Annotated in this window: 15 protein-coding genes; 6 read left to right on the plus strand and 9 right to left on the minus strand. The window is 41.1% G+C overall.

Annotated features, from left to right (window positions below):
* Nucleotides 1-41 precede the first annotated feature (41 nt).
* Together NSQ71_RS17645 and gerQ are read left to right on the plus strand one after the other, a co-directional pair.
* A complete protein-coding gene (locus NSQ71_RS17645; RefSeq protein WP_144597646.1) occupies nucleotides 42-419 on the plus strand; it encodes a cell wall hydrolase in 378 nt (125 codons plus the stop codon).
* Nucleotides 420-429: 10 nt separating this feature from the next.
* Entirely contained in the window at nucleotides 430-873 is a 444-nt protein-coding gene (gerQ, locus tag NSQ71_RS17650; RefSeq protein ID WP_063389060.1) for a spore coat protein GerQ, read from the plus strand.
* A gap of 383 nt (nucleotides 874-1,256) precedes the next feature.
* Here gerQ and NSQ71_RS17655 read toward each other — a convergent pair whose 3' ends face one another.
* The 4 genes from NSQ71_RS17655 to NSQ71_RS17670 all read right to left on the minus strand — a co-directional run bounded on the left by NSQ71_RS17655 (nucleotide 1,257) and on the right by NSQ71_RS17670 (nucleotide 4,196).
* Complete coding sequence (locus NSQ71_RS17655) at nucleotides 1,257-2,897, minus strand: b(o/a)3-type cytochrome-c oxidase subunit 1 (protein ID WP_063389061.1); 1,641 nt, start codon at nucleotides 2,895-2,897, stop codon at nucleotides 1,257-1,259.
* On the minus strand, nucleotides 2,894-3,367 hold the full coding sequence (locus NSQ71_RS17660) for a cytochrome c oxidase subunit II (RefSeq protein ID WP_063389062.1): 474 nt from the start codon (nucleotides 3,365-3,367) through the stop codon (nucleotides 2,894-2,896). Before NSQ71_RS17660 ends, NSQ71_RS17655 begins: the two co-directional genes overlap by 4 nt.
* Before the next feature lie 15 nt (nucleotides 3,368-3,382).
* Complete coding sequence (locus NSQ71_RS17665) at nucleotides 3,383-3,538, minus strand: cytochrome c oxidase subunit 2A (protein WP_117016867.1); 156 nt, start codon at nucleotides 3,536-3,538, stop codon at nucleotides 3,383-3,385.
* A 286-nt stretch (nucleotides 3,539-3,824) separates the two neighbouring features.
* Nucleotides 3,825-4,196, minus strand: a complete 372-nt coding sequence (locus NSQ71_RS17670) for a DUF423 domain-containing protein (protein ID WP_063389063.1) — start codon at nucleotides 4,194-4,196, stop codon at nucleotides 3,825-3,827.
* A 432-nt stretch (nucleotides 4,197-4,628) separates the two neighbouring features.
* On the opposite strand from NSQ71_RS17670, the gene NSQ71_RS17675 reads away from it, so the two are divergent.
* Complete coding sequence (locus tag NSQ71_RS17675; RefSeq protein WP_027725928.1) at nucleotides 4,629-5,858, plus strand: IS110 family transposase; 1,230 nt, start codon at nucleotides 4,629-4,631, stop codon at nucleotides 5,856-5,858.
* A gap of 221 nt (nucleotides 5,859-6,079) precedes the next feature.
* Here the strand turns inward: NSQ71_RS17675 and NSQ71_RS17680 are convergent, their stop codons facing one another.
* Nucleotides 6,080-6,385: a YwdI family protein gene (locus tag NSQ71_RS17680; protein ID WP_063389064.1), complete on the minus strand. Its 306-nt coding sequence runs from the start codon at nucleotides 6,383-6,385 to the stop codon at nucleotides 6,080-6,082.
* Between the two features lie 151 nt (nucleotides 6,386-6,536).
* On the opposite strand from NSQ71_RS17680, the gene speE reads away from it, so the two are divergent.
* Complete coding sequence (gene speE / locus NSQ71_RS17685) at nucleotides 6,537-7,385, plus strand: polyamine aminopropyltransferase (protein WP_094244739.1); 849 nt, start codon at nucleotides 6,537-6,539, stop codon at nucleotides 7,383-7,385.
* 1,078 nt (nucleotides 7,386-8,463) lie between these two features.
* On the opposite strand, the gene NSQ71_RS17690 is transcribed toward speE, so the two are convergent.
* Nucleotides 8,464-9,147, minus strand: coding sequence for a uracil-DNA glycosylase (locus NSQ71_RS17690; RefSeq protein WP_340734342.1), 684 nt, complete (start codon nucleotides 9,145-9,147; stop codon nucleotides 8,464-8,466).
* Nucleotides 9,148-9,895: 748 nt separating this feature from the next.
* Here NSQ71_RS17690 and NSQ71_RS17700 point away from each other — a divergent pair.
* Complete coding sequence (locus NSQ71_RS17700; RefSeq protein WP_063389070.1) at nucleotides 9,896-10,531, plus strand: L,D-transpeptidase; 636 nt, start codon at nucleotides 9,896-9,898, stop codon at nucleotides 10,529-10,531.
* Nucleotides 10,532-10,669: 138 nt separating this feature from the next.
* Here the strand turns inward: NSQ71_RS17700 and NSQ71_RS17705 are convergent, their stop codons facing one another.
* Both NSQ71_RS17705 and NSQ71_RS17710 read right to left on the minus strand, forming a co-directional pair.
* Entirely contained in the window at nucleotides 10,670-11,617 is a 948-nt protein-coding gene (locus NSQ71_RS17705) for an SDR family NAD(P)-dependent oxidoreductase (RefSeq protein WP_340734343.1), read from the minus strand.
* Between the two features lie 82 nt (nucleotides 11,618-11,699).
* Nucleotides 11,700-12,272: a TetR/AcrR family transcriptional regulator gene (locus NSQ71_RS17710; protein WP_157727879.1), complete on the minus strand. Its 573-nt coding sequence runs from the start codon at nucleotides 12,270-12,272 to the stop codon at nucleotides 11,700-11,702.
* A gap of 200 nt (nucleotides 12,273-12,472) precedes the next feature.
* Between NSQ71_RS17710 and NSQ71_RS17715 the strand changes: the two genes are divergently transcribed.
* A complete protein-coding gene (locus NSQ71_RS17715; RefSeq protein ID WP_066251370.1) occupies nucleotides 12,473-13,282 on the plus strand; it encodes a bifunctional hydroxymethylpyrimidine kinase/phosphomethylpyrimidine kinase in 810 nt (269 codons plus the stop codon).
* Between the two features lie 61 nt (nucleotides 13,283-13,343).
* Here the strand turns inward: NSQ71_RS17715 and NSQ71_RS17720 are convergent, their stop codons facing one another.
* On the minus strand, nucleotides 13,344-14,810 hold the full coding sequence (locus NSQ71_RS17720; RefSeq protein WP_340734344.1) for a nicotinate phosphoribosyltransferase: 1,467 nt from the start codon (nucleotides 14,808-14,810) through the stop codon (nucleotides 13,344-13,346).
* Between the last annotated feature and the right edge of the window lie 123 nt (nucleotides 14,811-14,933).

Genomic DNA, 14,933 nt, shown 5'->3' on the forward strand with positions numbered 1-14,933 from the left:
TCCCACATACTGAAGAAGATGTAAAGCTATTGGCCAGATTGATGAGAGCTGAAGCAGAAGGAGACGGAGATTTAGGCATGCTTCTTGTAGGCAATGTCGGTGTCAACCGTGTCCTTGCAGATTGTTTAGACTTTAAGGATATACGCACCGTTCGCAGTATGGTGTTTCAAAGCCCCGGAGGCTTCGAAGCCACACAGAAAGGATATTTTTATCAGGCTGCAAGGCAAAATGAAATAGACTTAGCAAGAAAAGTTTTGAAAGGAAACCGCTACAGTCCTGCAGAAACTGCTTTGTGGTTTTTTAAGCCATATGGCGATTGCCCTGCTACATGGTATAACCAATATAACTCAGGACGATATAAATCCCATTGTTTTTATTTTCCTGCACAATCTGCTTGCCCAAGCGTATACAGATTTTAGGAGGTTGAACATGAGCAACAAAAAACAGAACCAACGGCAGCAGCAGGGGTATCCAGTTCCTGCAGTTACTCCTGTACAGCCAACCTATCCGTACGGATTTTACGCGCCCAGCGGGTCTGTTATCGGCGCCCCTCCCTCAGCTCAACCAAGCGGCACCAGCGGTCAAGCTGTACCCGGAATGCTTCCGCTTGAAGAATCCTATGTCGAAAACATTTTGCGCTTAAATAAAGGGAAATTGGCCACCGTATACATGACCTTTGAAAACAATCCTGAATGGCCGGCGAAAGTATTTCGCGGCGTCATTGAAGCTGCCGGAAGAGATCATCTCATTTTAAGCGACCCGCAAACAGGAAGGCGATATTTATTGCTGATGGTTTTTTTGAATTACGTCACTTTCGATGAGGAAATCGTATATACATCCCCTCAAAGTCTCGCTTCTTATCCACCAAGATAAGAAAAACGCTAGACAGAGAGAGGCCGGTAGGAATGCTGCAAGACGCTTTATAATTTCTTGAACAGCGCCCTGCCCTTGTCTAGCTTCCTTGTCAAATAGACAGAAGTCTAAGCAGGACAGAAGTCTAAGCAGCCTTGCTTCTTTAATGAAGCAAGGTTATTCAGCTTTTCTATGAGCTTTTATTTTCATTTCGATCTTACTTATATAAATAAAAGCACTTAAATTTCAAAAACGGCCAATAAAGCTTTTTTTCCCTTCGACTTAAAACGTATAATCGAGATTCAGAAAAAATTTCCGATTACCTCCCCCATTTCATCTAGGGCATTTTCCGCATCCATAGCAATAAAAAAAACCGGGCGTGAAAATTCCACGCCCAGTTTCTTCTACCAGAATTTAAATCCCGGTGAACTTGGTGCATTTTCAATGATATCGATGACCGGTACTGTATAAGCGATTACAATTAGCACAACAGACAGACCGATCCAAATTTTCCAATTTTCTAGAAGCAATGGCGTTTTTTCCGCATCTTCATGAACTTCACCAACTGGAAATTCTTCCGTTCCTTTTGGAGCAGCCACTGCCAAATTTATAACAATATAAAGAATCATCAAAATGGCAACGAATAAGATGGCTCCGCCAACCGCCATGATAGTTTGATAAGACATCCATTCCAACGCCTGCGGATGGTCTCCATATGTTGTATAAGCGGTCCGCCGAGGAGCTCCAAACAGACCAACTGTATGCATGGCTCCTGACATTAGGAACATACCGATGCACCAGAAAACGGTTTGAATGATCCCTAATTTATTTAATCGCGGTGTTAACGTTCTGCCTGTTAAATGAGGAACCAACCAATAGGAAATACCAAAAAACGTCAACGCTACAGTGGTGGCCACTGTTAAATGGAAATGTCCTGTTACCCATAAAGTGTTATGAACGACTTGGTTCATTTGGTTACTTGCATTAATGATTCCGCCTGCTCCGCCAGGAATAAAAACGAGCATTCCCATAAACGGTGCAAAAAAGCGAACATCTGTCCACGGAAGCTTTTTCACCCAGCCAAACAGTCCGCTGGCCCCTTTTTCTCTTCCGCTTATTTCAAATGTTGCAAACAAAGCGAAAGCTGTCATTAAAGATGGAACAATGACCATAAACGTCAACACAATTTGCAAAAACTTCCAAAACGGAGTGATCCCAGACTCTAGTATTTGATGATGGAAGCCGACTGGGATGGAAAAAAGAACAAACAGTACAAACGCCAGTCTTGCAAGCGAATCGCTGAAAATTTTCCCGCCTATTATTTTTGGAATGATGACGTACCAGCACATATAGGCAGGCAATAACCAGAAATACACTAATGGATGGCCGAAATACCAAAAAAGTGTTCTGCTTAACAGCACATTGATTTTATCGACTAACCCGAAGGACCAAGGAATAAACTGGAATAATACCGTTACTGCTACGCCCAATGTTGCTATGATCCATAAAATCATTGTGGCAACTGCCATAAAGCTTAATAGAGGAGACGGCTTTCCTTCATTTTTCTTTTTCCAGACAGCGTATTGGCTAAACATGCCAGCTCCGCTTACCCAGCTGCCGACTACAACAAGCGTCAGACCGATATAAAACCATGGCGATGCTTTAAGTGGTGCATAAAAAGTGTATAGAACGGTCGCTTTATTTAATAAGATCATAACCGTTGTAATCGCTGTTCCAATCGTCATAAGCCAAAAGCCGATCCAAGCCGACTTTTTGGCAAACGGAGTTAAATCACCTGTCGTCCGACTCATGGAAGCATATAAAAAACCAATGATAAAAAATGTTGTAAAAACAAGTGCCAACAAAACGCCATGAGCAGTCAAAAGCTGATAATATCCGATCCCTGCCGGAAGCTCAAGCGTTCCGCTTCTAACAAAAGCCTGCAATAACCCGGCAATCGCTCCTAAAAACAATGCAATATAACCAACTGCAATATGGGCGAGCGCCAGCTTTCCATCGTTTGGGTGAAGCGCTGTATTTTTCATGCTTTTGTCACCTCAATTTTCGTGCTCATCATTTGGTGCCCCGTACCGCAATATTCGTTGCAAATTATTAAATAGCTGCCGGGTTTATGAAATGTATGTGTAAGCGAATTCACATGTCCCGGGGTCACCATCATGTTTACATTTGTGCCAACGATTTCAAGGCCATGAACAACATCTTTGCTTGTCACGATAATATGAACTTTTGCTCCCTCCGGTATTTTTATGTCATTCGGCATAAAGGCAAAAGCTTGAGAAACTATAACAAGTTCGTATTCGTTGTCTCCAATTTTCTTTAAGCCTGGTTGATTAAACGGCTCTGTCGTGTCTACTTTTTGCGGATCCAATGTGGTCAGATCACTCGGCGGATGATGACCTTGTGCAAATGCACTGATGCCCACGATTGTTAAAAACATCACAAGCGTACCTATACCTATTAATAGCCAAACCTTTTCAAGTCTGTGCAAATGCAAGATGATCCCCCTCCTTTATAATCGTTGAATAAATAAGTAGTAAACTCCAAACCAAGAAAGTATTAAAAAAAGAGCCAGCATAAGAACGGATAAAAAAGTGCCAAATAACGAATATTCTTTCTTTTGAGCAATTTCCTGCTCTTTTTTATCGGAGATGAATTCTTTTGCCACCCATAACACCACCTTTTCTTCTTTTAAAAAAATTGTAGTTTAGCTTACGTTAGTCAATCTGTGAAAAAAATCACATTTTCCATAGTACTTTTTGACAGTATGTTGAACAAAAAAACATTGCATTCACACTGAATCTTCTATCATTAGGAAGCTAGGAGCCAAAATGAACGGGACACATTTTTGGATAAAGCTCTGGCTATGACCTTTGAATCGGTTAAGAAGGTCACCCTTTCATTTCTTTGCACAAAAAAACGCCTGTCCCGATATAGTAGACAGACGTTTATATTTACATATATTTAACTGCAGCAACAGCAAGAAGAACCCATGCAATTAAAAATGAAATGCCTCCAAGCGGCGTAATTGCACCTAACACTTTGATCTGCGTCACACTTAATATATACAGGCTTCCGGAAAACAGGAGAATACCGATGAGCATCAGCCACCCGGCCCAATTTGCATAGCCTGCCTGCGGATGCTGCTGCAAAAACAGAGCCGTGACAAAAAGGCCTATCGAATGGAACATTTGATATTGTACACCTGTTTGCCATGTCTCCAAATATTTTTGCGGAATTTTCCCTTCCAAACCATGGGCGCCGAATGCTCCTAAAGCTACAGACAAAAAAGCACCGACGGCTCCAAGAATGAAAAATATTTTCATCATCTTCACCCCTCGTATACTAAGTTTCAGAAAGTTTTTTTATCGAATTTCCAGTCCGATACGCTCCTTGACAATCGCATATCTTGGGTGGTTGCCTTTGTGGGAGGGGCGCGCCCCTCCCACAAAGGGTTGAGCGTACCGGGGTTGGACTTTTCGCAATGTTCCTGGATAATGGTCTTAGGATCATCGGGGATACTCTTCTCACTCCTGTAGCTTTGACTACTTGTAAAGTCTGTCTCCTCGGCCCCTGTTTGGACGTCTAACCCGCAGGCTGTTCCCGTTGGTTTTCCCCATGCTGGAAGGAGCAGCTTCCAGGGCAGCCCATGGTCCAACGTGAGTTCTCATATGCGAGGGTGACTGGTCAACAGGCGCGATCCGGGGGCATCCCGAAGAGTCCTACCCCTCGATCCTACAACAATAGGAGGTGATCTCATGAAACTCTACGTCGGGATCGACGTGAGCTCACGCGACTTAGCCACCTGCATTATGGATCATGAAGGAAATACGTGCGCACGCTTCAAAGTGGATAATCATCTTCTGGGCGCCACCTTCCTTCGGGATCAAATCCTCCTGTGGGCTAACAAGCGAAAGCCAACCGAAATTCTGATCGGGATGGAAGCCACCTCGGTCTACAGTTGGCATCCAGCTATGTTTTTCCACCAGCAGGAGGCCTTGCAGGCTTGGAACGTCAAGGTGTTTACGATCAATCCAAAGCTCATTCGCAAGTTTAAAGAAGCCTATGTCGACTTGGAGAAAACGGATGACATCGATGCTTGGATCATTGCGGATCGGCTTCGCTTCGGCCGTCTGAAGATGACGGCTGTCCTCAAGGAGCAGTTTCTCGCGCTTCAGCGACTGACACGCATGCGATATCATCTCGTCCACCAGTTAACCCGTGAGAAACAGTATTTTCTCCAGCACTTGTTTTACAAATGCAGTTCCTTTACCCAAGAGGTGGACAGTTCGATCTTCGGACATGCCATTCTCGAACTGCTGCTTGAGTCGTGGAGCCTCGATGACATCTGCCAAATGGATGTCAAGCAGTTGGCCGACTTCCTGCGCCAAAAAGGGCGCAATCGCTTTGCCGATCCGGAATGCATCGCCAAGTCGATTCAAAAGGCGGCCCGTTCGTCGTATCGGTTGTCCAAGTGTGTCGAGGATTCCATCGACTTGCTGTTAGGGCTGTCGATTCAATCAATCCGCAGCCTGCAATCGCAGCTCAAAGAGCTCGATAAAGCCATTACCCGCCATCTTGAAGGCATTCCGAACACACTGCAAACCATCCCAGGCATCGGACCGGTTTATACCGCAGGCATCCTGGCCGAAATCGGGCAAATCGAGCGGTTTCACAACCAGGCCGCCTTGGCAAAATATGCCGGCTTGACATGGTCCAAGCACCAATCGGGCCGTTTTCAAGCCGAGGACACCTCCCTCATTCGTTCCGGCAATCGCTATCTCCGTTACTACCTAGTGGAGGCTGCCAACTCGGTGCAACGGCATGATGCGACGTTTCGTGCGTACTACCGGAAGAAGTATGAGGAAGTGCCCAAACACCAACATAAACGAGCCCTCGTCCTCACCGCTAGAAAACTCGTGCGTGTGATCGATGCGCTGCTACGCAACGGTCAAATCTACACGCCAAGAAAGGGGGAAGATCGATAAGAGGATCGATCTGGTATACCAATATCAACCTTTAGACCCAGTTTATTACATGTACCAATACTGGGTTTCTTCAGTATTGCCTTTTTTCGGATCATCGGACAAGGGAATTTCCAATTTCTATGATTTTTCACCTTGACATATTACCGCAGGACTTTTTCCCTTCATCTTACCTTATCGTCCGTTTTTTTTAAATGAAGATTTTACAGATGACAAGATTTTGTTTAGAAATCAAAAATAGATTCTCCATTTGCATCGTCTTCGACCAACAAACGTTCTTTCATTGTCAGCGTTTTGCTGTTTGCATTTCCGATCATTTTTTCCAGCTCTAATGGAGTTATTTCACTTTCGCTTTTTGGCTCTTGAATAGCTGAAAAATCATAATTTTCCTCTTGTTGATCCAAAATAACATCACATAAAGAACGGATGACAAGAAGCCGGGCTTTTAGATCATGAGGTGTTCCTGCTGCCTTTGCCTTTTTCAGTTCCTCCTCCATTTTGCCTATTATGCTTGAAACCGGTATATTCAACTCCTATCGCTCCTTATTGAAAGATAATGATCTTGCTTTTTTTATCATATTTGATTTTTTCCTTATTGACAAACTTGTCTGCTTCATTCACTTTTCATAACAAACTTGTTACAATAAGTAAGGAATTTTTGAGCACAAGGAGGGCCTGCAGATGGACAATCAATATTTGCAAACAATAAACGGCGATTTATGGTTAACAGAAGATGAAAGAGAAAATTTAAAAATCAGCTATAGAATCAAAGAAGTGCTTTTTTCAAAGCAATCCCCTTTTCAACATGTTATGGTATTGGATTCATATGATTTTGGCCGCATGCTAGTGCTAGATGGAGTTGTGCAAACCACTTCTATTGATGGGCATATATATAATGAAATGATTTCCCATGTCCCGCTCAATCTCCACCCAAATCCGGAAAAAGTGCTGATCATCGGCGGCGGAGACTGCGGTGTTGCCAGAGAAGTGTGCAAATATGATTCAGTGAAGGAAATCGATATGGTGGAAATTGACGAGCTTGTCGTTTCCGCATGCAAGGAGCATCTGCCTGAAGTGTCAGGAAACTTAAGCGATCCGCGCGTAAATTTCTTATTTATTGACGGCGTGAAATATGTAGAAAACAAACAAAATGAATACGATGTGATCATTGTTGACTCTTCTGACCCGATTGGACCGGCAGAACAGCTGTTTTCAAAAGATTTTTATACCAACCTATATAAAGCGTTAAAAGACGATGGCCTCATGGTATGCCAAAGTCAATCGCCTGTTTTCCACTTGGATGTTTTAAAACGGTCTTATAGCCATATTCAATCTTTATTCCCGATTACAAAACTATACACAGCTGTTGTTCCTACATATCCGGGAGGACTATGGAGCTTTACAATCGGATCGAAAAAATATGAAGATGTAAAGTCGGACAATTTTTCGAAAGATACAAAATATGTAAATCAAGCTATTCTCGAAGGGTGCTTTAAGCTTCCTGAGTTTTTGCAGCAAGCATTGAAATAATGGAGCTGGCCCAAAAGTCATTGAAAGTTGGCTTTTTGGGCCTCTATTTGTTTTGACAAAAAAACATACTTTCTAGTAAAAATGCAAGCGTCAAACGAACAATAAAGAAAGAACTGTGTGCTGCAAAATAAAGTACATAATATTGCAATCAGACAAAGACGAGAATTTGCTTAAAGAAACGCAAAAAGTGAGAGGCGATGGTAAAGCACCTCTCACTTAGATAAAATCTCTTTTGCAACTGGGAATTCGCCTATTTGTTCATATTTTTGAAGCAGTTGTTTTGAGATTTGATTGGATATTCTGCTTTTTCATTTTGGGTAACGTCTAATACCTCAATCAATCTGGAATGAAATTCTTCTAGGCTAGGCACTTTACCTTCTTGCATATACTCTTTTTGAATTTTGAGAAGGCAAAATGCGATCTCTGCCCGCTCCTCACCATTTAAATCTTTTTTCAGAGCAACGTAATCATTATTAATAATAAGTCAGGAGATATCTTTTGATTACCAATAATCTTTATTAATAGATTTTTAAAAGCTCTACCTTATAATTTAAGTTATAAATTTCTTTATCTAACCTTTCTACCTGATTCTAAAAAATTTTCAATCATTCCGAGCTATTTCTATCATCCATACTCGATCTCCTCCTGTTCTTTTCTTTCAACTGGACGAAAGATCAGAATCACTTCTACAATGGCTTTAGCTCCAATTCTTATAGCTGTGGCTCCAAGTGGCTTCTTCATAGCATCGTATCCGAAAAAAGAGCTTTTTGTCTGACGAGGGTGCACAAATCTATTCTTGAAAAAAATGGGGCAGAAAGTGTGTTCGGTCAATATCAAAAACAATTGGTCGTTCCGCAGATTTTCTTTTCGAGGGCTTTCGAAAGTCCAAACGGAGTTGGAATTGTGGCCATGGAACACAATCTGTTGAAAGCGGCCGGAAAATCTTTCACTTTCAACAGAATCTCCAAAAAAATAAAAAGACGGATGAAGAAAAACTTTATGATGTTTCTTCATCCGTTTTATTTTTGGATAGTCCCTTTTTCATGTTTCCACTTATCACGCAGACGGCAGGCAGCAATTAAATGTCATTATCGCTGATGCACCAGTCAATTTCTTCTGATCCGATGGACTTTAAAAATTGATTTGCTTTAGAAAAAGGCCTGCTGCCAAAAAAGCCTCTGTTTGCCGAAAATGGCGATGGATGCGGCGACTCAATGACAAAATGCTTATTCATGTTAATCATTTCTTTTTTCGCCTGTGCATGCCTTCCCCATAAAATAAAGACGACTGGACGCTCTCGCTCGTTTAAACAGCTAATCACTCGATCGGTAAATTGTTCCCATCCTTTTCCTTTATGGGAATTGGCTAGTCCCTGCCTTACCGTCAGCACAGTGTTCAATAATAGAACACCTTGCTTCGCCCATTTGACAAGATGACCGTGGTTTGGAGGCTTGCAGCCGAGATCGTTCTCAAGCTCGATGAAAATATTTTTCAGAGACGGCGGCTGAGCAATCCCCGGCTTTACGGAAAAGCTTAATCCATGTGCTTGATTCGGTCCATGATACGGATCTTGGCCTAAAATGACAACCTTTACTTCTTCATAAGGCGTGTAATGCAAAGCATTAAAAATGTCGTACATATCCGGATAAATCGTATGATGGGCATATTCCTGCTTCAAAAATTCCCGCAGCTCTTTGTAGTATGGCTTTTCAAACTCTTCTTTCAGCAGTTCCCACCAATCATTTTTTAAAATCTGCTTCAACGTTTGCCACCCTCTTAGCTTCTACTGATCTATCACTATTTTTAATGTTATGATGATTCGGCTTTTTTTGTCAAAGGGTGACAGCTGCCGCTAATATTTTGCAAAATGTTCCACATGAAACATTAAGGCTTTCGACAGAAGCAAGAGGGCAAAAATCGCAGTAAAGACTGAAATATCAACTTTTTAGCCGTTCCCATTTTAAAGTGAGAAGCTTGATGCTCTAAATGTACGAAAAACATTTGACGCATTTTTATCACGTTTAAACACGCCGGAATGCTCCAAAATAACGCAAATGTTCTGACGATTCTATTGATTTTCGTCTGATAGAAACTCGCAGGTAAACGGAATATCCGTTCATTTTTAACAATTACCGAATAGCCCAAATGAGACAAAGCTCGTCATTGAAAAAATGCTGAAACAGACGGACAAAGCCTACGACATCAAATATGCTGCCCCCCTCGATGCTTTAATGTGGCAGACGCCATAAGGAAGGCATTTCAGGCGAGGATCATGATCCTGAGGCACACCTCATCCCAATCATTTGCTAGAAGAGGTTTCGAGCTTGATGTCGATACACAAGACGGAAATAATTTTTTTGCTTACTCCTTTATTCAAGTTCACAAAAAAATTATTTATGTTTCTTTTTGATTACAAATTTTTTCGTAATTGCAGCTTTTTTTGAATAGTTCTTTGCATAAGCACATAATTTTATAAAGAGAATGAACAGAAAGGACAGGTTTAAAAACATATGAGCATAAAGAAAATCTATATAGGTATCGCATTTATTTCTTGTTTCTTTTTTATTCTTTCATCACCAGTTGCAGCTGAACAAAAGATTGATGGTCAGCTGATCATAATAAACAAGAGCGTAAATAAACTGGCATTTTTTGAAGACGGAATTCTTCAAAGAGTATTTCATGTCGCAACAGGAAAATATGCTCAGCTAACTCCAGAAGGCATTTTCCCCATTGTCACAAAAATTAAAAACCGCCCTTATTTTAAAGAAAAGATTCCAGGAGGAGACCCGAGAAATCCATTGGGTGATCGCTGGCTTGGTCTTGATGCTTTGGGATATTATGGAAATAATTTTGCCATTCACGGCAATAATAATCCAAGATCGATTGGAACGTATGCAAGCAGCGGATGTGTCCGCATGCATAACGCCGAAATTCGCTGGCTCTTTGAAAAAGTTGAGCTGCATACGCCAGTCATTATTCTCAAATCCAATAAAAGCTTTGACGTTATTGCAAAAGAGCACGGATATTATACTGAACAAGGGGTTCCTGTCACTATTCGGAATGGAAGAGTGCTGTTTGAAAGGGAACAGTTAACGAAATCACCCGAAAATATGTATTCACCGCAGGGAGCTTTTGCTAAACAATAAACCATGGGGCGGAGACGGAGCAAGCAGCTGAATTACTCCGTTCCACTCAAAAGGTTTGCTGAATTAGACGAAATCGGGAAAGTATTGAGCATTTAGTCTCTCCGTTCCATGCGAAGCCAGTTGCAACATCGGGAGTGATCACGCTTCTTCTTGATGTTTCATAAAATCAACAGTTGCGATGATGCCTTGTTCGTAAGGAGTTTTTGGCAGCGGCCCGATTCTTTTTTCAAATTTTTCACCCGATAATACGACAGGCTCTTCGACTAAGTACATCATTTCAACCATTTCCTTCATCATCGGGCTGAATAACCCTAAAAAATAAATCATCGATTTCGTGACAACACTTACTTTCTTTTCATATTGAAGCTTTTCCCTCAAGATTTGAATAATTTCCCGTCCGGAAATAACTCCCGCCCCCGGTATATTCCAGTGCTCATGATAGGTATCGTCCCTTAATGCAAGCTCAACTAAAGCTTTGGCTCCGTCCGGCAAAAAAATATATTCCCTCGGTATATTTAAATCCCCGATAAATTGAGATCGTTTATTTTGGATAACATTTTTTAACGTATGATGCAACAATGTTTTTTCCCCACATGGACCGTAAAAATCGGGGAAGTGAGCGATTAAGTAGTCTACTCCGCTCTTTTCCACCATTTCAGCAAGCCGCAATCGTATTTTTCCTTTTTTAGTATGAGGATTTTTCGGATCAGTCTCGGACATTGTTTTTCCATTTGACCGTCCATATGCATAAATATTATCAACGACAACAAGCTTAGCTTTTTCTTTTTTTGCTGCCGCCAGCACATTTTCCATGATGATCAGTAGATCTCTCTCCCACTGCGGATACGGTATGTTAATGGCATGGAAAATCCATTCCGCACCTTCGCATGCTTGCAAGATGCTGGATCGATGGAGGGCATCTCCAGCGACAATGCTGATGCGACCGTTCAAACGGTGAAACATTTTTTTCATTTTTTCTGTATTGCGGGCTACGGCGACAACCTCAATATTCTCTCTATTCAGCAATTCATGAACTAAATTGTAGCCCATTCCGCCTGATGCACCTAAAATAACCGCTTTTTTCATCCTTTTTACCTCCGATCTTAAAATTAACCATTGGTCAATAATATGCAAAAAAGTAAATAAGCTTAAGTGCTTATTACTTTTTTTAACTTAAAAATCCTTTGATTAAAAAAGCAACATATTGTTCAGCAAGTCCTTCCATATCTTTATACTCAGCATCGGTCTGTACATATTTCGTTACAAAACCGCTTACTGCAAGAAACAAACACCAAATGACTGTTGGATTTGCTTTATCTGGAGCAAACTGAAAAATAGCCTGCGCAAAACGTTCATATGACTTATTCGGCTCTTGCTCCATCAGCATATCAAGCTCGAGATTTTGTGTTAAAAACATCAGCTTATAATGACTTTTATATGTCAGCCCGAATTCAATAAACTTTAACAAGATCGTTTTTACAGCTTCTTCTTTAGAAGAATACGAGGCTTGCAGCACTTTTTCTAACAGCCCGTCTAAAAATTGAAAATCCGTCTGCACAATTTTATAAAAAAGCTCTGCTTTATTTTGAAAATGATAATAAAGCGCTCCATGTGTGCAGTGCAATTCTTTGGCGATTTCTCGCATGGAAACATGTTCATATCCTTTTATGACAAAAAGCTCTCTAGCAGCATTCATAATTGCCTCTTTTGTTAATTCAGTGTCTTTTTTTCTAGGAGCCAATTGTTCCATTCCTTTCTTAACAACAACAAGCGTGCCTCTGATTTTGGCGTGTTGGCATTTAGCTGCATTCTTATTTATTAACCGATGGTTAATTATATTTTAATCCTTTTTTTGTTTTTAAGCAAATGTTTTTCTCTTCTTATGGTACAAACTGCTATAATGTTGTTATAAAATCTTTACAGCTGGATGGAGGTAACAAAATGACAATGAAAAAAGCCTTGACGATCGCAGGTTCCGATTCCAGCGGTGGAGCAGGTTTACAAGCGGACTTAAAAACGTTCCAAGAATACGGAGTTTATGGAATGACTGCGGTCACTACAATTGTAGCAATGGATCCTCATAACGGATGGCAGCATCAAGTATTCCCTATTGAAATCGATACCATAAAGGCCCAGCTCGCAACGATTATAGAGGGAGTCGGTGTAGATGCCATGAAAACCGGAATGCTCCCGACAGCAGAAATTGTCGAGCTGGCAGCAGATACAATTAAAAAATATAATTTAAAAAACACGGTCATCGATCCTGTCATGGTATGCAAAGGGGCAGATGAAGTGCTTTATCCCGACCATGCGGAAGCGATTCGCAATTCTCTGACAAAAGTCGCGACGGTTATTACTCCAAATCTCTTTGAAGCAGGGCAATTGAGCGGGTTAGGTACTATTCAAACGGTCGATCAAATGAAAGAAGCAGCTGCCATTATTCATGATCTTGGTGCAAAATATGTTTTGGTGAAAGGCGGCGGAAAGCTTGAACATAAATATGCTGTTGATGTTTTATATGACGGAAAGGATTTTGAAATCCTAGAAGGCGAACGAATCGACACAACCTATACACATGGTGCTGGGTGCACATATTCAAGCGCCATTACAGCTGAACTAGCAAATGGCAAAACGGTTAAAGAAGCCGTTTATTCCGCCAAAAAGTTTATTACAGCAGCCATCCGCCATTCTTTTCCTTTAAATCAATATGTCGGCCCAACTTGTCATGCCGCATTAAGATTATACGAATAAATAATAGAGCCGAATCGATTAGCTCACGACCATTGTGGCTGTTCGTTCGGCTCTTTTCATGTTAATAATCCATATTTTTAACTTTTTGCTTTACTTCCTCAATATTTCTCATTTTATTTTCCCAGCACAATTCGCTCAGATCAACAGGGTATTCGGCAGGATTTAAAATGCGTTTATATTCATCCCATAACAGCTCCAAATTTTCTTTTACATATGACCGGATTTCTTCCAATGAAGGACATTCATACGTAAGCTCGCCATTAACAAAAATATCGTGATGCAAATCCTTTGCCGTAAAATCGGTTACATATTTTTTGATAAATGTATGGACAGGATGGAACATTTTCAGCCGCTTTTCTTTTTGCGGCTGTTCAAAATGTAATGTAATATAATCTCCTTCAGCCCTCTTATCCTTGTTGTTGATAATTCGATATACATTTTTCAAGCCTGGTGTTGTCACTTTTTCCGGGTTTGATGAAATTTTTATTGTATCGACTAATTTGCCGTCGTCCCCTTCAATGGCAACCAATTTGTACACGGCTCCCAATGCAGGCTGGTCGTAGGCGGTAATTAGCTTCGTTCCAATCCCCCACACATCGATTTTCGCTCCTTCAGCTTTTAAATTGACAATCGTATGTTCATCAAGATCGCTCGAAGCTATAATTTTTGCGTTATGGAAACCAGCATCATCAAGCATTTTTCTCGCTTTTTTGGACAGATAAGCCAAATCCCCGCTGTCAAGGCGAATACCGATAAAATTAATTTTATCGCCAAATTCTTTTGCGACCCGAATGGCATTCGGAACACCGGAGCGAAGCGTATCATATGTATCCACCAAAAAAACGCAGTCTTTATGAGTACTTGCATATTTACAAAATGCAACATATTCATCACGATACGTTTGAACAAATGCATGTGCATGGGTTCCGGAAACAGGAATTCCGAAAATCTTCCCTGCTCGGACATTGCTTGTCCCATCGAAGCCGGCAATATAAGCTGCACGGGTTCCCCAAATAGCTGCATCCATCTCATGGGCTCTTCTTGTTCCAAATTCAAGCGCTGATTCATTTCCAATAATTTGTTTAATTCTAGAAGCCTTTGTTGCGATAAGCGTTTGATAGTTCACAATATTTAAAAGAGCTGTTTCAATAAGCTGCGCTTCCCCTAGAGGGGCTTCCACACGCAAAATCGGTTCATTTCCAAATACAAGCTCTCCTTCTTTCATGGACCGAATCGTGCCGGTAAAACGAAGGTTCTCCAAGTAACGGATAAAATCTTCTTTGTAATTCAGCTCTTCCCTTAAATAAGCAAGGTCCTCTTCTGTGAAGCGGAAATTTTGTATATAATCAATAATTCGTTCCAGGCCGGCAAAAACAGCGTAACCGCTCCCAAAAGGAAGTCTTCTAAAAAACAACTCAAAAACTGCCTTTTTTTGGTGGATGTCATCCCTCCAATACGATTCGACCATGTTGATTTGGTATAAATCGGTATGGAGCATCAAACTATCATCATCATATATTTTCATCATCATGAAACCCCCATAATATTTAATCGCTGTCTGTTCCATACGGAATGTTGAAATGTCCAAGAGGCCCATTTGTGTCTAGCGGCGATGATAGATGGATGAAGCCTGTTCAGCAAACATTTGAAA

The sequence above is a fragment of the Aeribacillus sp. FSL M8-0235 genome (genome assembly GCF_038000355.1).
Lineage (GTDB): Bacteria > Bacillota > Bacilli > Bacillales > Aeribacillaceae > Aeribacillus > Aeribacillus composti.